General features: G+C 69.4%; 18 protein-coding genes and 1 tRNA gene. 8 read left to right on the forward strand and 11 right to left on the reverse strand.

The genetic code is table 11. From position 1 onward, the window contains the following. Window positions 1-95 precede the first annotated feature (95 nt). Entirely contained in the window at window positions 96-1019 is a 924-nt protein-coding gene (locus ACQ860_RS04255) for a complex I NDUFA9 subunit family protein (protein ID WP_431302166.1), read from the reverse strand. Between the two features lie 123 nt (window positions 1020-1142). Here ACQ860_RS04255 and ACQ860_RS04260 point away from each other — a divergent pair. Further along, window positions 1143-1229: transfer RNA gene (locus ACQ860_RS04260), tRNA-Leu, on the forward strand. A gap of 79 nt (window positions 1230-1308) precedes the next feature. On the opposite strand, the gene ACQ860_RS04265 is transcribed toward ACQ860_RS04260, so the two are convergent. Continuing rightward, window positions 1309-2073: a hypothetical protein gene (locus tag ACQ860_RS04265; RefSeq protein ID WP_431302167.1), complete on the reverse strand. Its 765-nt coding sequence runs from the start codon at window positions 2071-2073 to the stop codon at window positions 1309-1311. A 56-nt stretch (window positions 2074-2129) separates the two neighbouring features. Between ACQ860_RS04265 and ACQ860_RS04270 the strand changes: the two genes are divergently transcribed. Then, complete coding sequence (locus ACQ860_RS04270) at window positions 2130-2768, forward strand: ribonuclease D (protein WP_431302168.1); 639 nt, start codon at window positions 2130-2132, stop codon at window positions 2766-2768. 177 nt (window positions 2769-2945) lie between these two features. On the opposite strand, the gene hpf is transcribed toward ACQ860_RS04270, so the two are convergent. The 9 genes from hpf to ACQ860_RS04315 all read right to left on the reverse strand — a co-directional run bounded on the left by hpf (window position 2946) and on the right by ACQ860_RS04315 (window position 10679). Beyond that, the gene (gene hpf, locus ACQ860_RS04275; protein WP_431302169.1) at window positions 2946-3536 is read right to left on the reverse strand and encodes a ribosome hibernation-promoting factor, HPF/YfiA family; all 591 of its coding nucleotides are present in this window, start codon (window positions 3534-3536) and stop codon (window positions 2946-2948) included. 88 nt (window positions 3537-3624) lie between these two features. Further along, window positions 3625-5082, reverse strand: coding sequence for an RNA polymerase factor sigma-54 (gene rpoN / locus ACQ860_RS04280; protein WP_431302170.1), 1458 nt, complete (start codon window positions 5080-5082; stop codon window positions 3625-3627). Between the two features lie 52 nt (window positions 5083-5134). Next, window positions 5135-5917: an LPS export ABC transporter ATP-binding protein gene (lptB, locus tag ACQ860_RS04285; protein ID WP_431305722.1), complete on the reverse strand. Its 783-nt coding sequence runs from the start codon at window positions 5915-5917 to the stop codon at window positions 5135-5137. Between the two features lie 5 nt (window positions 5918-5922). Further along, entirely contained in the window at window positions 5923-6855 is a 933-nt protein-coding gene (locus ACQ860_RS04290) for an LptA/OstA family protein (RefSeq protein ID WP_431302171.1), read from the reverse strand. Continuing rightward, a complete protein-coding gene (gene lptC, locus ACQ860_RS04295) occupies window positions 6852-7532 on the reverse strand; it encodes an LPS export ABC transporter periplasmic protein LptC (RefSeq protein WP_431302172.1) in 681 nt (226 codons plus the stop codon). Before lptC ends, ACQ860_RS04290 begins: the two co-directional genes overlap by 4 nt. Beyond that, window positions 7532-8527, reverse strand: a complete 996-nt coding sequence (locus tag ACQ860_RS04300) for a KpsF/GutQ family sugar-phosphate isomerase (protein WP_431302173.1) — start codon at window positions 8525-8527, stop codon at window positions 7532-7534. Before ACQ860_RS04300 ends, lptC begins: the two co-directional genes overlap by 1 nt. Window positions 8528-8620: 93 nt before the next feature. Next, window positions 8621-9139 (reverse strand): demethoxyubiquinone hydroxylase family protein, encoded by a 519-nt coding sequence (locus ACQ860_RS04305; protein WP_431302174.1) that lies wholly within the window; start codon window positions 9137-9139, stop codon window positions 8621-8623. Continuing rightward, window positions 9136-9606 (reverse strand): disulfide bond formation protein B, encoded by a 471-nt coding sequence (locus ACQ860_RS04310; protein WP_431302175.1) that lies wholly within the window; start codon window positions 9604-9606, stop codon window positions 9136-9138. Before ACQ860_RS04310 ends, ACQ860_RS04305 begins: the two co-directional genes overlap by 4 nt. A gap of 83 nt (window positions 9607-9689) precedes the next feature. Further along, the gene (locus ACQ860_RS04315) at window positions 9690-10679 is read right to left on the reverse strand and encodes a catalase family peroxidase (protein ID WP_431302176.1); all 990 of its coding nucleotides are present in this window, start codon (window positions 10677-10679) and stop codon (window positions 9690-9692) included. Between the two features lie 146 nt (window positions 10680-10825). Here ACQ860_RS04315 and ACQ860_RS04320 point away from each other — a divergent pair, with 146 nt between their 5' ends. The 6 genes from ACQ860_RS04320 to ACQ860_RS04345 all read left to right on the forward strand — a co-directional run bounded on the left by ACQ860_RS04320 (window position 10826) and on the right by ACQ860_RS04345 (window position 16361). Continuing rightward, window positions 10826-11452, forward strand: a complete 627-nt coding sequence (locus tag ACQ860_RS04320; protein ID WP_431302177.1) for a glutathione S-transferase family protein — start codon at window positions 10826-10828, stop codon at window positions 11450-11452. After that, window positions 11449-11841, forward strand: coding sequence for a cupin domain-containing protein (locus tag ACQ860_RS04325; protein ID WP_431302178.1), 393 nt, complete (start codon window positions 11449-11451; stop codon window positions 11839-11841). Before ACQ860_RS04320 ends, ACQ860_RS04325 begins: the two co-directional genes overlap by 4 nt. A gap of 211 nt (window positions 11842-12052) precedes the next feature. Beyond that, on the forward strand, window positions 12053-12811 hold the full coding sequence (locus ACQ860_RS04330) for a transglycosylase SLT domain-containing protein (protein WP_431302179.1): 759 nt from the start codon (window positions 12053-12055) through the stop codon (window positions 12809-12811). A gap of 192 nt (window positions 12812-13003) precedes the next feature. Further along, a complete protein-coding gene (locus ACQ860_RS04335; protein ID WP_431302180.1) occupies window positions 13004-14035 on the forward strand; it encodes an amino acid ABC transporter substrate-binding protein in 1032 nt (343 codons plus the stop codon). A 72-nt stretch (window positions 14036-14107) separates the two neighbouring features. Further along, window positions 14108-15292, forward strand: coding sequence for an amino acid ABC transporter permease (locus ACQ860_RS04340; RefSeq protein ID WP_431302181.1), 1185 nt, complete (start codon window positions 14108-14110; stop codon window positions 15290-15292). 1 nt (window position 15293) lies between these two features. Next, on the forward strand, window positions 15294-16361 hold the full coding sequence (locus tag ACQ860_RS04345) for an amino acid ABC transporter permease (protein WP_431302182.1): 1068 nt from the start codon (window positions 15294-15296) through the stop codon (window positions 16359-16361). The last annotated feature ends 109 nt before the right edge of the window (window positions 16362-16470 follow it).

The raw sequence follows: 16470 nt of genomic DNA on the forward strand, positions 1-16470 counted from the left end.
ACAGTTTTGCTGTCCTTCTTTCTTCGGGTAGCCTTGGATCGGTCATATTCAGGAAATCCGAACCATCTGTTTTGGTCCGATCTGGACCAATCAACTCACCGCACCCGCCGCGCCCCGCCGGGCTGGAAGCGCGCCAGATAGGCGGGCACCAGCGCCTCCACCGCGCCGGGCTGGATGCCGAGGTCGGCCAGCGTCAGCGCGCCCGGTGCCACCACATTGTCGCGTTGCAGCAGGATCAGCTGGTCCCGCGTCAGCGGCGGGTTGGGGAGCAGCTCGGCGAAGCGGGCCTGGACCTGCGCCATGCCGAGCGGGATCTCGACCAGGCGGCGGTTGCGCTTCGTCTGCGCCACGATGAAGGCCAGCAGTTCCCGGAAGCTCCAGGCGCGGGGGCCGCCCAGTTCATAAATCCGTCCTTCGGTCACGGGGTCGTGCAGGGCGGCCATCACGGCGGCGGCCACGTCGTTCACATGCACCGGCTGGAACTTCGTGTCGCCGCAGATTACAGGCATGAAGGGCAGCAGCGTGCCGAGCTGGGCGAAGCGATTGAAGAAGGCATCCCCTTCGCCGAAGACGATGGAGGGGCGGAGAATCGTGGCGCGCGGGAAGGCGGCCAGCAGCCCGGCCTCGCCGGCCGCCTTGCTGCGGGCATAGGCGCTCTCGCTCGCCGCATCGGCGCCGATGGCGGAGATATGGACCACCCGTTCCACGCCCGCCGCCGCGGCGAGTCGGCCGATTCGCGCCGGGCCCTCGCCCTGCACCGCGTCGAACCTGCCATGCAGGATGCCCACGCAATTCACGACGACGCCGGCCCCCTCGACGGCGCGGGCGACACCCGCCTCATCCGTCACATCGGCGGCCAGCGCCGCGATCTGCCCCACGCGCCCCATGGTGTGCATGCCGCGCCCGCCCATGGGATCGCGCGTGGCGACGCGCACCACCCAATCCTCGCGCGCGAGGCGCTGCACCACCTGCCGCCCGATGAAGCCCGCACCGCCGAATACCGTCGCAACCTTGCGCATTTTCGCCGCCCTCCGTCGGCATTCCTCATATGGCGTGCGGCGCAACACGCCAAGCGACACCTCAGGGGGGCGGGGTTGACGCGTCCCGGCGGCCCGTCTATCTCGCCGTCACCACGCTGAATTGCCCAGGTGGTGGAATTGGTAGACGCGCTGGCTTCAGGTGCCAGTGACCGCAAGGTCGTGAAGGTTCGAGTCCTTTCCTGGGCACCAGTCTCCCCTATAATCCGATGAGCAGGTCCGGCCACCCGTGAAGTACGGGCGACGCGCCGCCTCGTGCCGGGCCGAAGCCTCAGAAGCGCAGCGCCACCGATACGGAGCCGCCATGGCCCGTCAGCTTGGCGCTGTACTCGCTCTCACATTGCAGCCGCACCTCCAGCCGGTCCGTCGCGAAGACCTGCGCACCGGCGGCGAGCCGCCCCACCACCTGATCCGTCCGCACCACCGTCCCGAACCGCGCGGGCGAGGGCGAGCTGACCAGCCGGCTCTCCTGGCTCCATTGCCCGCTGCTGAGCAGGCTCACCCCGGGCGTGGTGAAGAGGCGCATCCCCACGCCATTGGCGAAGTGCGCGCGCCCGCGACCTCCAGGTTCAGCACCCCCCGCCCCGCTCTCCCGCCACGCGCCGGAGCGGGCCTGGATCAGGCTCAGCGTCATCGAGGGACGCAGGTAGAATTCCTCGCCGCCCAGCGTGTAGGTCGCGCGCTGCAGGCCACCAAGATTCGACAGCGTCGGGCTGCCGCGCGTGATGGTGCTGGCCGTGCCATTGATCGTCACCGTGCCGCCGTTCCGGTTGGTGGCGGCCGGCACGCTGCCAGTGGGCCCCAGATAGGCCTCGGCCGTGCCCGGCGCGGTCGAGCCATCGGCGGCCACGCCGCCGCCGCCCGCGCCGCCCTTGGCGCCCAGGTTGACGGTGAAGGTGCCGCTTGGCGTGACGCTCGGCAGATTGTCGACGGTGAAGACGCCGCCCAGATTGATGGAGCCCCCCTGCGCGGTGCCACCGCCGCCACCGATGCTCTGAGCGACGAACCGGCCGCGGCGGCGCCCTCGCCTGGACACCCTCCGGCCGATGCGGCAGAGACACCCGCTCCGACCGGGACAGCGAGGTTTTCCTGATGGCAAAGACGATGTTCACACCCGCCGGCCCGATCCAGCTGCACCGCCAGGACCTGCCGCCCGACCTCTCGCTCGGCCCCGTCATCGCGGTGGATACCGAGACCATGGGCCTCGACCCACGGCGGGACCGGTTGTGCCTAGTGCAGCTTTCCGCCGGCGACGGCACGGCGCATCTGGTGCAGATCATCCCGGGCGGCGGCCCCTCCCCCAACCTGGTGCGGCTGCTGGAAGACCCGGCCGTGGTGAAGCTGTTCCACTTCGCCCGCTTCGACGTGGCGGCGCTGTTCCAGGGAATCGGCGCGACGGTCGCACCCGTCCGCTGCACCAAGATCGCCTCCAAGCTGGTGCGGACCTACACCGACCGGCACGGGCTGAAGGATCTCTGCCGTGACCTGCTGGGGGTTGAGATCAGCAAGCAGCAGCAGACCAGCGACTGGGGCGCACCCGAGCTGACGCCCGAGCAATGCGCCTATGCCGCAAGCGACGTGCTGCACCTGCATGCGCTCTGGGCGCGGCTGGAGGCGCTGCTGGTGCGTGAGGGGCGGCTGGAACTGGCGCAGGATTGCTACCGCTTCCTGCCGGCGCGCGGGAAGCTGGACCTGATGGGCTATGAGGAGCCCGACATCTTCGCGCATTGAGAAAGCGGAGGCCGCCGAGCGCGCGAAAAAGCGGCGCCCGGCCAAGCCTGGCGCCGCCAAACCAGAATCTGGCCGCAACGCGGCCGGCGCGCCCAGACCGCCTTATATCCTCAGCGCACCAGACGCGGCGCGAAGCCAAGCGCGCGGAGCGCGCGCCCGACGTTTGAGGGCATCAAATCATCCCGGATCAATCCAACCCACATGCCCGTCCTGGCGGCGATAGACCACGTTGATCCCGCCGCTCGCGCGGTTGCGAAACACGACGACGGGATGACCCGCCAGCTCCAGCCGCATCGTGGCCTCACCGACCGTGAGCTGGTGCAGCTCGCCCAGCGGCTCGGCCACCACGGCGGGGTGCTCGGCGCCGTTGATTTCAGGCGCCTCTTCCGCATCCTCCACGGCCTGCACCACATATTCCCGCATGGTCTCGCGCGGCTCGCGCTCGGCCGCCGCGCCGCGCGCGTGCTCGTTCACCCGGCGTCGGTAGCGCCTCAGGCGCTTGGCGACATGCTCCGCCGCCTGGTCGAAGGCCTTGTGCGCATCCACCCCCTGCCCTTCGCCCCGCATCATCAGGCCACGGCCCGCATGCAGGTTGATGTCGCAGGCGAAGTGCCCCCCGGCACTCCCCTTGGCATCCTTGCGAAAGGTGACCCGCGCCTCAAGCGCGTGGTCGAAATACTTCGCCGTGATCGTGCCCAGCCCATCTTCCACATGGGCGCGCAGAGCATCGCTGGTGGCGACCTGCTTGCCGGCGACAGTGATGTGCATGTTGGTCACTTCCCCTCAGTCAATCAGAACGAGAACGTTAAGTTCTCGTCCTTGGCCAGCCGCCATCCGGCCAGCAGGGGGTGTCCCTTCAGGCCGTGGCGGCCTTCTCGCGCTTGCGCTGCACCGAAGACGGGATGCGCATCGCTTCCCGGTATTTGGCCACGGTCCGCCGCGCGATGTCCACGCCTTCTTCACGCAGCCGCAATACGATTGCGTCATCCGAGAGGACCGTCTCATAGGTCTCGGCCTGGACGAGTCCCTTGATACGATGGCGTACCGCTTCGGCACTCACCGCCTCGCCGCCCGCCGTGCCCTGGATGGCGGTGGTGAAGAAGTATTTCAGCTCCAGCATGCCGCGCGGCGTGGCCATGTACTTGTTGGCGGTGACGCGGCTGACGGTGCTTTCATGCATCTCCACCTCATCGGCCACGTCGCGCAGGATGAGCGGGCGCAGATGCCCCACGCCGTGGCGGAAGAAGCCATCCTGCCGGCGGACGATCTCGGAGGCGACCTTCAGGATGGTGCTGGCGCGCTGCTCCAGGCTCTTCACCAGCCAATTGGCGCTTTGCAGCTGCTCGGCCAGGAAGCCCTTCTGCTCCTTGTCCTTCAGGCCCACGGTGCAGCGCGCGGCGAAGCCCCGGTTCACCAGCACGCGGGGCAGCGTCTCGGGGTTCAGCTCCAGCACCCAGCCGCCCTCGGCATCGGCGCGCATCAGGACATCGGGCTGGATGATGGAAAGCGGCTCATCATCGCCGCCCGCCCCCGGCTTGGGGTCGAGGCGGCGGAGTTCCGCCACCATCTCGGCCAGATCCTCGGCATCCACGCCGCAGGCCTCGCGAAGCGCGGCCATGTCACGCCGCGCCAGCAGGGGCAGGTTGTCCAGCAGCCGGGCCATGTAGGGGTCGAAGCGGCCGGCCTCCTGCAACTGCACCATCAGGCATTCGCGAAGGTCGGCGCAGAACATGCCGGTGGGCTCGAAGCGCTGCATGGCGCGGCGCACGCGCTCCACCACCGCGACCTCGCAGCCGAGCCGCGCGGCGAGCGCTTCGGCATCCAGGCTGAGCCGGCCCGAAGGCTCGACCATCGCCAGCAGCGCGGAGGCGATCAGCCGGTCCCGCCCCTCGTCGAAATTCAGGCGGATCTGCTCGGCCAGCCGCTCGCGCAGCGTGGGGCCGGCGGCGGCCATGGCCTCGATGCCCGAGAGGTCATCGCTGAAATCCATGCGCCCGCCGGCGCCCATGCTGGGCTGATACGCCTCGCCCTCATCCATGACGTTGGAGAAGTCGGCATCCAGCGGCGCGGCATCGCCCACCGCCAGATTGTCGGAGGTGGCGACGGCCGCGGCATCGGCGGGGGCGGCGATGGTCTCGGCCACCGCCACATGCGTCTCATCCCGCTCCAGCAGCGGGTTGCGCTCCAGCTCCTCCTCGACGAAGGCCATGACCTCGAGGTTGGAGGATTGCAGCAGCTTGATGGCCTGCCGCAGCTGCGGCGTCATCATCAGCGACTGCGAATGCCGCAGGTCGAGACGCGGGCCGAGCGCCATGCCTAGTCCCGCCGCGCTGGTCTTGCTGGTGTGGCGGCCACCTGCATGGGGGCTAGAGGCTGAACTTTTCGCCGAGATAGACGCGGCGCACGCCCTCATGCGCCACGATCTCGTGCGGCAGGCCCTCCATCAGCACCTGGCCGTCATGCATGATGTAGGCGCGGTCGATGATTTCCAGCGTCTCGCGCACATTGTGGTCGGTGATGAGCACGCCGATGCCGCGATTCTTCAGGTGCTTCACGAGGTCGCGGATTTCGGCGACGGCGATGGGGTCGATGCCCGCCAGGGGTTCGTCCAGCAGGATGTAGGAGGGGTGCGTGGCCAACGCGCGCGCGATCTCGCAGCGGCGCCGCTCGCCGCCGGACAGCGCCAGCGCGGGCGCACGGCGCAGGTGGGAAATGCCGAATTCGGCCATCAGGCTCTCCAGCATCTGCTCCCGCCGGTCACGCAGCGGCTCCACCACCTCCAGCGCCGCGAGGATGTTCTGCTCGACGGAGAGGCCGCGGAAGATGGAGGCCTCCTGCGGCAGGTAGCCGAGGCCCAGGCGCGCGCGGCGATACATGGGCAGGCGCGTCACATCCGCGCCATCCATCATCACCGTGCCCTCCTCGGGCTGAACGAGGCCGGTGATCATGTAGAAGGTGGTGGTCTTGCCCGCGCCATTGGGGCCGAGCAGCCCCACCGCCTCGCCGCGCTTGAGCGAGATGGAGACGTTCCGCACCACCGGCCGCTTCTTGTACCGCTTGCCGAGGCCCGTCGCGATCAGCCCGCCCGAGCCCTCGATGGCCGAGAGGGCGGGCTTGCCGGTGCTGGCCGGCCCGGGCGTCTGGCCCAACTTGTTCATCGGCTGGCTCCTGGGGAGGTCGGGTCGCTCCCCTGCTGCGGAATGATGATGCCCTGCACCCGCTGCCCGGGCTGGGAGAGGATGCGGGAGACGCCCGTATTCATGTTCACGATGGCCTCGCGGCCGGAGACGAGGTTCTCGCCCCGCGTGATGCGGACATTGCCGAGCACGCGGGCCAGGCCGGTCGCCGCCGAATAGACCGCACGTTCGCCGCGGATCACCTCGGCCTCGGTGCGGATCTCGACATTGCCGAAGAGCTCGATGCGATCAATGCGGCCCTGGCCCGGCGGCGGGCCCGCCGTGCCCTCGGTCCCGGGGCGGGCGGCCGCCGCTGGCGTGGCGCCCGGCGGCGGGTCCTCCAGCATGTGCGCGACCAGCGTATCGGCCGCGATGCGCCTTCCATCCTGCGTCACGACGAGGGCGGAGCCGCGAGCGACCGCCATTCGCCGCTGCGTCCAGTATTCCAGGCTGTCGCGCGAGGTGATGACCTGCTGCGGCGTGGTGTAGCTGATGGCGCGGCCGGTCAGCACCAGCACGGCCTGGTCCATGTCATAGACGGCGCGGTCGCCGCGGGCGGTGTCGGTCGGCGTGAAGATGCGGACATCGCCCTCCGCCTCCACGCGCCAGATCTGGCTGCCGCCGCTGAGCGGCGTCTCGGCGGCCGAGGCCGGGCGGGCGGCGGGCGAGGCGCTCGCGGGTTGGGCGCCCCCTTGCGAGCGGTAGCGCGCGATGAGGCGCGCGGCCTCGATCGTCGTTCCGTCGCGCACGGCGCGCGCATCGCCACGCGCCACCACCACCTGCTCGGCCTGGCGCCACTCGATGCCATTGGTGGCGGTGATGTCCACCGGCCCGCCCTGGGACATGTCGATGCCCTGGCCGAAAGCCGGACTGGCCAGCAGCAGGGCGAGCAGGGTGAGCGGGCGCCTCATTGCTGGCGGCCCTCCAGCACGGCTCGCGCGCGGCCGGTGAAGATCATCACCGTGCCGCGGTCCCGCATCTCGAATCCTTCGGATTCGATGGTGCCGAAGCTGCCCTGCGCCTGTGTCGGCCGCTCGCCATGGGCGGTGCCGGCATTCACCCGCACCGCCGCCGCCTCGGTGCGGAATAGGGTGCCATTGTCGTGATAGAGTTCCACATTGCCCTCGAGATCGAGCAGTTGCGTGGCGCGGTCATAGCGGCCGCGGTCGCTTTCCACGTAGACCCAGCCGCCGTCGTTGAGCTGGAGGTCCGCCCGCGGCAGGTCCATCAGCAGCACCTCCTCCTGCCCCGGCTGGCGCGCAAGGCGGGCGGTCACGGTGTAAGGGCGGTTCAGTTCGTCCACGCCCTGGAAGCGGGGGGCGACGAGTTGCAGCGCCTCGGGCACCAGGGCCGGGCCGCGCCGGAAGGAGAGGCGGGAATTATTGCCCTCGATGTCCGGCCAGAAGACCATCAGCGCCAGCACGCCGGCCGCCAGCAGCGGCATCAGGAACTTCATCGCCTGGACGAGGCGCTGGCGGCGGGCGATCTGCTCGGCGCGCGGCACCTCGCGCGCGCGGGAGGGGGTCAGCGCGCGGCGACGGTCCTGCGCGACATCCAGGAAGTCCGACCGGCGGATCTCCTGGCTCATCAGGCGACACCCGCCCGCAGCAGGTCATGGATGTGCAGGATTCCGGCGGGCCGGCGCTCGGCATCCACCACGAAAAGGGTGGTGATGCCGCCCTCGTTCATCAGTCGCAGCGCCTCGGCCGCCAGCGCATCGGCCGGGATGCTGCGGGGCTGGCGCGTCATCACCTCGCCGGCCAGGCGCGTCAGCAGCGCGCCGCCGGGCTGCAGCGCGCGGCGCAGGTCGCCATCGGTGATGATCCCGATCAGGTGGCCAGCCTCGTCCGTGATGCCGAGGCAGCCGAAGCGCCGCGCCGTCATCGCCACCAGGGCGTCGGCCATGGGCGTCTCGGGGGTGGCGAGCGGCAGCTCCTCCGGCCCGTGCATGAGGTCCGCCACGCGGGAGAGGCGGGCGCCGAGCTTGCCGCCCGGGTGGAAGACGCGGAAATCCTCGGGGCCGAAGCCGCGCCGCTCCAGTAGGGCCACGGCCAGCGCATCGCCCAGGGCCAGCTGCATGGTGGTGGAGGTGGTCGGCGCGAGGCCCAGCGGGCAGGCCTCCTGCGCCGCGGGCAGCACCAGCGCCACATCGGCGTGGCGCGCGAGCGTGCTGGCCGGCCGGCCCACGATCGCGATGAGCGGGATGCCGAAGCGCCGGGCATGGGCGACGAGGTCGCCCAGTTCCGCCGTCTCGCCCGAATTGGAGAGGGCGAGCACCGCATCGCCCCGGATGATCATGCCGAGGTCGCCATGGCTCGCCTCGCCCGGATGGACGAATTGCGCGGGCGTGCCGGTGGAGGCGAAGGTCGCGGCGATCTTGCGGCCGACATGGCCGGACTTGCCCATGCCCGAGACGACGACGCGCCCCGTGGTGGTGGCGAGCAGGCGCACCGCCTCCTCGAAGCGGTGATCCAGCCCGGCCGCCAGCGCCTCGAGCGCCGACGCTTCCAGGCGCAGGACGCGCCGCGCCGTCTCCAGGCTCTCGATGTCCGGGCTGCGCAGAGGGGGGGTGCCGTGATCCACCCCGCCTCTATGGGGGTGTGGCCCCCGGGGGTCAAGGCAAGGATTAGGCAAGGATCGTGCCAAAGCGTGACAGGCGCGCAAAACCGCGCCGAATCAGACCTTTTCCGAGAGCTTGATCGCCACCTTGCAGCCCATCTTGATGGCCGCCGAGAGCAGCCGGTAGCCCGGCGTCAGCTCCGCCTCATTCGCGAGTCCGATGTCGCGGTGCTCCAGCTCCTCGGCACGGAAGCGGGCGATGTCGGCCTTGAGCGGGGCCTCGTCCTCGCCCAGCGCCGCCTCCTGCGCCTGGTAATGCTCGTCGATCGCCTCCTCGACGGCGACGGTACAGGCCATGGCGGCGCGCGCGCCCATCGCCGCCGTGGCCGCACCCAGCGCGAAGCCGGCCACATGCCAGAAGGGCAGCAGGGCGGTGGGGCGGACGCGGCGCTCGGCGATGAGGCGGGAGAAGGTGTCGAGGTGCTCCTGCTCCTGTTCCTGCATGTGGCGGATGGTCTCTTCGTGCTTCGTGCCGCGCAGGATGGCGAGCTGCCCCTGGTAGATGCGCTTCGCGCCATATTCGCCCGCGTGGTCCACGCGGATCACCTCTTCCAGGTAGCGGCGGGGCGTGCTCATGCGCGGGGCTCCTTGCGGGCGAGGCGCCAGGCCAGGATGGCGAGGCTCGCCCCATAGATCAGGTTCATCCCCGCCATGGAAAGGGGGAGGCCCGGAATCAGATAGGCCGGCTGGTCGCAGGGCTTGTTGGGGGTGGGGGCTAGGCTGCGGAGCATCTCCTCCACGCTCATCGCGCCGCCCGAGCTCGGCGCCTGGCAGCCCGGCAGGGGCGAGGGCCACCAACCGAACTCCACGCCGAGATGGAAGGCCGCGACGCCAGCCGAGGCGGCGGCGGCGAGGCCCGCGAGTCGCAGCGCGGGCCGCCGCCAGACGAAGAGGCCGATCAGGGCGAAGGCACCCGCGACCCAATAGGGCCAGCGCTGCCAGAGGCAGAGTTCGCAGGGCGCCAGTCCGAACCAGCCTTCGGAGCCCTTCGCGAAGAGCGGCGCGCCAAAGGCGAGAATGGCGATGAGCAATGCGGAGGCCATGGGCCTATCTGGCGCCGTCCGGCGGCCCCGGGCAAGTCATGGGGTCCGGGGCCTCTCGGCCCCGGCCGCCGGAGGCTTTCTTTCTAGTTGGTGCGCCGTGAGAGGGAGACGGCGTAAGGCGCGGCCCGCGCATGCAGGGTCGGGTCATCGCTGAAGCTGATCCCCGGCTCCTGGTCGAGCGTCATGAAGCTGATCGGGTCGCAAGGCCCGCCCGGCCCGGCGGCGACCGAGGTCACGGTGAGGCGCCCCACCACCGCGCGCGGCCGGTCCTCCGGCCAGGCGATGGTCGGATTGGTCACGTCATCGCCCGCGCCCGGGAATTGCAGCACCATGTCGAATTCGACCGGCCCCTGGGCGATGCGGCCGCGGATCTCATCGGCCAGGAAATCGCGCGGGAGGGACTGCATCTGCTCGGCTGTCACGCGCTGCACGCCGGCGCGCGGTTCGAAGACCCAGCGCGCGTGCCGCACCTGGCCATCCTGGCCCTGGAAGCGGAAGGCGTTCACGCCCCAATAGGGCGTCGTGGCCCAACTCGCCGGCGGCAGGGTGGCGGCGAGCCAGGCGCCCTGCAACGTCACGGCCGGGTTGGCGGCGACGAAGGCCGCGATGCGCTCGGCATTGGGCCGGCCGGTCGCGGGGTCGGGCGCGCGGACCCGCAGGTTTTCGAGGAAGACGGTCGGGTTGGGCGCGCCGAAGATGGGCGCCGAGATGTTCGCCATGTCCAGCACGTCACCCGCCGCCGTCTCGAAGCGGATGGCGAGGCCGCGGGTGCTGCGCGCCCGGTCATCGGCCTGCGGATTGGCGCCGGCGACGCCGAAGCGGATGAGGGTGGTGACGCGTTGCCCGCTGAAGACCGGGGCGACCGAGAGGCGCGTGCCTTCCGGTGTCGCGGTGAAATGGCCGGCGGCGCAAAGCCCCTTGGGGTGGCTCGGGCGATAGCTGCGGACAGGGCCCAGCACGCCCTCGAAGCCGTTGATGATCTCCTCCGGGCTCGGCTGGGCGCGCGCCTCGGGGGCGACGAGCCAGGCGGTCAGGGCGGCGGCTAGGCCGAGGGCGAGCGGGCGGCGTTGCATGGGCGTGTCCTTCCTTGTTTCTCTTCGGGCTACGCGGGACATGATGGGAAAGTTACGCGGGCGGCCCGGGCGCTGCCATGAATGTCCCGCCCTTCCCCGCCCCGCGCCGCCCGGCCTAGGCTCCCCCCGGTCAAGGGAGACACATCATGCTGAAGATCTGGGGCCGCGCCAGCTCCTCCAACGTCATGAAACTGCTGTGGCTCTGCGAGGAGCTGGGGATTCCGCATGAGCGGCTGGATGCCGGCGGCAGCTTCGGCCGCACGAAGGAGGCCGCCTATCTGGCGATGAACCCCAATGGCCGCGTGCCCACCATCGAGGAGCCGGACGGCTATTCGCTCTGGGAGAGCAACACGATCTGCCGCTATCTGGTCGCGACGCGCGCGCCGGGCCATGCGCTGCACCCGACGGAGCCCCGCGCCCGGGCGCGCGTGGAGCGCTGGATGGACTGGCAGCTCGGCCACCTGAACGCGCCGATGACCACCCTCTTCTTCACCTATGTCCGCACCCCCGAGGCCGAGCGGAACTGGCCCGCCACGAACGCGGCCCGGGACGAGGCGCAGGCGCTGTGGGACGTGGTGGAGAACAGCCTCGGCATCGCGCCCTATCTGGGCGGCGATCATCTGAGCCTGGCCGATATCGCGCTCGGCCCCTATCTCCACCGCTGGCTGGCGCTGCCGATCATCCGCGCGCCCCAGCCACGGCTGCAGGCCTGGCATGGCCGGCTGATGGCCCGCCCCGGCTATGCCCGCCATGTGGGAGTGCCGATGTCGTGAGCGAGCAAGCCAAGGGCCGCACCATCGTCCGCCATGCCGAGGGGCGGGATTTCACGCGTGGGCTGCGCGCCTTCTTCGAATATGGCGACCTCGGCATCGCCGAGGCCACCAAGGGCGGCTTCGGCGCGCATGTGATCCGCGCGATTCCCGGCGTGCACGCCGAGCCGCAATGGCACCTGCATGAGCTGGAGTTCCAGATGGTCTGGATCGTGAAGGGGTGGGTGCGCTTCGAATACGAGGATATCGGCGAGGTGACGCTGACGGCGGGCACCAGCGTGCTGCAACCGCCCCGCATCCGCCATCGGGAGATCGCCCATTCCGATGACCTGGAATTGGTGGAGATCACCGCGCCGGCGAGCTTCGAGACCAAGCTGGTGGAGGCGCCGTAAAGACGGCGGCAAAGTTCGTTTCAAAAAAAATGGCGACGCATTGCTGCGCCGCCAAGTTTAGGGAGGAAACGTCCAAGAAAGCAGGCAAGAACCGTAGTTCCTGCCGCCTCCGCAAACATAGGCGGGAGGTCGCTCGTGTGCAAGCGATTTTTTGCATTGCAGCATCGCAAATTTGCATCAGATCTGGCATGCGTTTTGCGCAGAGCGTCATATGCCGCTTCGCCTCCTCCTCCCCCTCGCCCTGCTGTGGTCCTTTGCTGCTATGGCAAGCGCGCAAGCCATTGATCCGACGGTGCAATGCCGCGCAGCCATCGCCCGGGCCGAGCAGGATGCACAGATCCCGACGGGGCTGCTCCAGGCCATCGGGCGGGTGGAATCAGGCCGGCGGAACCCCGAAACCGGCACCAGCGGCCCCTGGCCCTGGACCATCAATGCCGAGGGGCGCGGCCATTTCTTCCCGGACAAGGCGGCAGCGATTGCCGCCGTGCGGGAATTGCAGGGCCGCGGGGTGCGCGTGATCGATGTCGGTTGCATGCAGGTGAACCTGCACCATCACCCCCGCGCCTTCGCGAGCCTGGAGGAGGCCTTCGATCCCGTCAGCAATGCCCGCTATGCCGCGCAGTTCCTGACACAGCTGCACGCCGCCCGCGGCGACTGGATGGTGGCGGCGGGCCATTACCACTCCCACACGCCCGACCTCGCCCAGGCTTACCGCGCACGCGTCCAGGCGGCTTGGCCCGCCGCCCAGGCCCGCGCCGCGGAGGATCGCGCGCTGGTCGGCCTCAACCTGCCCCGCACGCTCGCGATGGCGCCGCCCAGCGGGCTCTCCCTCTCGAATCGCGAGGACCGGGCGCAGATTCTCCCGGCCAGCGGGGGCGGCGGGCGCGGACTCGACGCGTATCGCTCCAACCCCGTTCCCATCACCGGCCGGCCGGTCGCGCTGCTGCCGAGCCATCTGGTCCGCCGCTGAGAATCCCAGCCTTGCCCGCGCCCCAGGCGGAATCCCGGCAGGATTTCCGCCCCTGCCCAAGCCATGGGCGACCCCTGCCCAGGCACGTGATTGCGCTGAGTTAACCCTCTTGCAACAAGGCTAGCTTCCGGGCACATGGCAGCCCAGCCGGGAGGGCATACCTCGCCGGAGCCAACGAAAAGGGATTTTCCGATGAAGTTGACCGCCTTTGCCGCTGCCGCGGCGGCTTTCCTGGTCTTTGGGCCGGTGGAAGCGCTGGCCGGCCGTGACCTCGACCAGATCCGCAGCCGCGGCACCCTGCGCTGCGGCGTCCAGGGCCCGTCCAACCCCGGCTTCGGCGTGCCCGACAGCCAGGGCCGCTGGCAGGGCTTCAATGTCGAGATCTGCCGCGCCGTCGCGATCACGATCTTCAACGACGCGAACCGCGTGGAATTCGTCCCCGTCACCTCGCAGAGCCGCTTCCCGGCGCTGGCCTCGGGCGAGGTGGACATCCTCTCCAACAACTCGACCTGGACGCTGACGCGCGATTCCAACGTGAACCGCTTCAACTTCCCGGCGATCGTCTTCTATGACGGCCAGTCCGTGATGGTGCCCCGCCGCCTGAACGTGAACTCGGCCCGCCAGCTGAATGGCGCCACCGTCTGCGTGCAGCCCGGCACGACGACCGAACTGAACCTCAATGACTTCTTCCGCCAGCACAATCTGCGCTTCACGCCCGTCGTCATCTCCGACCTGGACGAGCTGCGCCGCGCCTATGACAGCGGTCGCTGCGACGTGTTCACGAACGACTTCGCCGCGCTCGCCGCCCAGCGCACGCTGCTGACCCGCCCGGCGGATCACGTGATCCTGCCCGAGCGCATCAGCAAGGAGCCGCTCGGCCCCGTGATCCGCCAGGGTGACGAGGAGCTGACGAACATCGTCGCCTGGACCGTGTTCGCGCTGATCGAGGCCGAGGAGCTCGGCATCAACCAGGCCAATGTCGAGCAGATCGCGGGCAGCAGCACCAACCCGCTGGTCCGCCGCTTCCTCGGCGTCGAGGGCAACATGGGCGAGAGCATCAGCGCGGCCCGCGCCGATTATGCCCGCCAGATCATCCGCCAGTTCGGCAATTACGGCGAGATCTACCTGCGCCACCTGGGCCCGCAGACGCCGCTCGGCCTCGAGCGCGGCCAGAACAACATCTGGACGCAGGGCGGCCTGCTCTACGCGCCCCCGGCCCGCTGAACGGCCGAGCCGGGCCGGGGAGACATCCCCGGCCCGATTTTCTGTTTTCCGGTTGAGTGAAAAGGGCGCCGCATGAGCACCACCTCCCCGATCATGCCGGCGGCAAAGCCGCTGATCCCGCTGCCCGCCGGCACCACGATGCGCGGCCTTCTCTGGCAGGCCGGGCTCGCCGCCGCCGTGATCTTCATCGGCTGGTCCGTCTACAACAACATGCTGACGAACATGGCCGCGCGCGGCCTGCAGTTCGGCTATGGCTTCCTCAACCGCTCCGCGGGCTTCCCCATCGGCGAGGGCCTGCTCAACTACACGCCGTCCGACACCTATGCCCGCGCGCTGACGCAGGGCTTCCTCAACACGCTGCGCGTCGCCATCGTCGGCATCGTGCTGGCCACCGTGCTCGGTGTGCTGCTGGGCCTCGCACGGCTTTCCGCCAATCCGCTGCTGCGCAGCCTGACCGGCGGCTATATCGAGATCATCCGCAACACGCCGCTCGTCCTGCAGCTCGTCTTCTGGCACTCCATCATCCTGCAGCTGCCCTCGGTGCGGCAGGCGCTGAACCCGCTGCCCGGCTTCTTCCTCTCGCAGCGCGGCGTGAAGATGCCGGCGCTGCTGGCCGAGCCCGCGCTCTATTCCTGCCTGCTGGCGCTGCTGACCGCCGCCATTCTCTGGTACGGGCTCGCACGGCGCGAGCGCGCGCGGCAGATCGAGACGGGCGAGCGCAAATCCACCCTCATCCCCGGCTTCGCGCTGGTGATCGGCCTGCCGGTGCTGGCGGGCCTCGTCTTCGGCGCGCCCACCGTGCAGTGGCCGGAACTCACCGGCTTCAACTTCGAGGGCGGCCTGGCCCTCAGCCCCGAATTCTTCGCGCTGCTGATCGGCCTCGTCATCTACACCTCGGCCTTCATCGCCGAGATCGTGCGCTCGGGCATCCAGTCGGTGCACAAGGGGCAGTGGGAGGCGGCGCGGGCGCTGGGCCTCGCCCCGGGCCGCATCATGCGCCTCGTCATCCTGCCGCAGGCGCTGCGCGTCATCATCCCGCCGATGACCTCGCAATTCCTGAACCTGACGAAGAACTCCTCGCTGGCCGTCGTCATCGGCTATCCGGACCTCGTCTCGGTGGCGAACACCTCGATCAACCAGACCGGCCAGGCGGTCGAGGTGATCAGCCTCTTCATGGCGATCTACCTCGCCATCAGCCTCGTCACCTCGCTGCTGATGAACATGTACAACCGCGCAGTCGCGCTGAAGGAGCGCTGAGATGGCCGCCCCCGCTCTTCCTTCCTTCACCGAGCGCAGCGCCGCCTTCGCTCGCGCCTGCTTCAACGGCCCCGTCAACATCGCGATCAGCGCGGCCTGCATCGCGCTGCTCGTCTGGCTCGTCCCGCCGCTCTTCTCCTGGGCGGTGCTGAACGCGACCTGGAACGGCACGGCCGCCACCTGCCGCGAAAACGGCGGCGCCTGCTGGGCCTTCATCCGCGAGAAATTCTGGTTCAGCGTCTTCGGCCTCTACCCCTATGAGGAGCGCTGGCGGCCGGGGCTGATGCTCATCATCCTCGTCACGCTGGTCATCTCCTCCACCTTCCGCGCCTTCTGGAACAAGTGGCTCCTGGTGGCCTGGGTGGTGGCGGCCCCCACCATGCTGGTGCTGATGGGCGGCGGCTATTTTGGCCTGACGCCGGTGGCCACACGCCTCTGGGGGGGCATCACCATCACCGGCATCATCGCGGTCTATGGTCTCGCGCTGGGCTATCCGCTGGCGATCCTGCTCGCGCTCGGCCGGCGCTCCAACCTGACCCTGGTCCGCTGGTTCTCGACGGCCGTCATCGAATGCGTGCGCGGCGTGCCGCTGATCAGCCTGCTCTTCATGGCGGCGATCATGCTGCCGCTCTTCCTGCCCGAGGGCGTCACGCTCGATCGTCTCGCGCGCGTGCTGGTCGCCTACACGATCTTCACCGCGGCCTATATGGCCGAGGTGGTGCGGGGCGGGCTGCAGGCCATGCCGCGCGGGCAGTATGAGGCCGCCGATGCGGTGGGCCTCAGCTACTGGCAGAAGATGCGGCTGGTGATCCTGCCGCAGGCGCTTTCCATCACCATCCCCTCGCAGGTGAACACCTTCATCGGCCTGTTCAAGGACACGACGCTGGTGATCGTGATCGGCGTCTTCGACTTCTTTACCACCCTGCGCTCGGCGCTGGGCGATCCGAACTGGCTGGGCTTCCCGACCGAGGCCTATGTCTTCGCCGCCGGCGTCTATTTCGTGCTGTGCTTCGCCATGTCGAAATACAGCCAGAAGCTGGAGCGGGATTTCCAGCCGGCGCAACGGTAGGCCAGAGGGATGGAAGGGGGGCGATAGAGGGAAGCGATCCGCATCATCGGGTAAACAGGATCGCGTTCATTCATCGCATCAGGCATGTTTTTTCCGTCGAAACCCTGCC

Origin of the sequence: Sediminicoccus sp. BL-A-41-H5 (genome assembly GCF_050632405.1) — a bacterium.
In the GTDB taxonomy this organism is placed as follows: domain Bacteria; phylum Pseudomonadota; class Alphaproteobacteria; order Acetobacterales; family Acetobacteraceae; genus Roseococcus.

Excerpts from the sequence above, each read along its gene's own strand:
- ACQ860_RS04255 (WP_431302166.1), bottom strand. The coding sequence starts at position 1,019 with ATGCGCAAGGTTGCGACGGTATTCGGCGGTGCGGGCTTCATCGGGCGG.
- ACQ860_RS04270 (WP_431302168.1), top strand. The coding sequence starts at position 2,130 with ATGGCAAAGACGATGTTCACACCCGCCGGCCCGATCCAGCTGCACCGC.
- hpf (WP_431302169.1), bottom strand. The coding sequence starts at position 3,536 with ATGCACATCACTGTCGCCGGCAAGCAGGTCGCCACCAGCGATGCTCTG.
- rpoN (WP_431302170.1), bottom strand. The coding sequence starts at position 5,082 with ATGGCGCTCGGCCCGCGTCTCGACCTGCGGCATTCGCAGTCGCTGATG.
- ACQ860_RS04290 (WP_431302171.1), bottom strand. The coding sequence starts at position 6,855 with ATGAGGCGCCCGCTCACCCTGCTCGCCCTGCTGCTGGCCAGTCCGGCT.
- lptC (WP_431302172.1), bottom strand. The coding sequence starts at position 7,532 with ATGAGCCAGGAGATCCGCCGGTCGGACTTCCTGGATGTCGCGCAGGAC.
- ACQ860_RS04305 (WP_431302174.1), bottom strand. The coding sequence starts at position 9,139 with ATGAGCACGCCCCGCCGCTACCTGGAAGAGGTGATCCGCGTGGACCAC.
- ACQ860_RS04310 (WP_431302175.1), bottom strand. The coding sequence starts at position 9,606 with ATGGCCTCCGCATTGCTCATCGCCATTCTCGCCTTTGGCGCGCCGCTC.
- ACQ860_RS04315 (WP_431302176.1), bottom strand. The coding sequence starts at position 10,679 with ATGCAACGCCGCCCGCTCGCCCTCGGCCTAGCCGCCGCCCTGACCGCC.
- ACQ860_RS04320 (WP_431302177.1), top strand. The coding sequence starts at position 10,826 with ATGCTGAAGATCTGGGGCCGCGCCAGCTCCTCCAACGTCATGAAACTG.
- ACQ860_RS04330 (WP_431302179.1), top strand. The coding sequence starts at position 12,053 with ATGCCGCTTCGCCTCCTCCTCCCCCTCGCCCTGCTGTGGTCCTTTGCT.
- ACQ860_RS04335 (WP_431302180.1), top strand. The coding sequence starts at position 13,004 with ATGAAGTTGACCGCCTTTGCCGCTGCCGCGGCGGCTTTCCTGGTCTTT.
- ACQ860_RS04340 (WP_431302181.1), top strand. The coding sequence starts at position 14,108 with ATGAGCACCACCTCCCCGATCATGCCGGCGGCAAAGCCGCTGATCCCG.
- ACQ860_RS04345 (WP_431302182.1), top strand. The coding sequence starts at position 15,294 with ATGGCCGCCCCCGCTCTTCCTTCCTTCACCGAGCGCAGCGCCGCCTTC.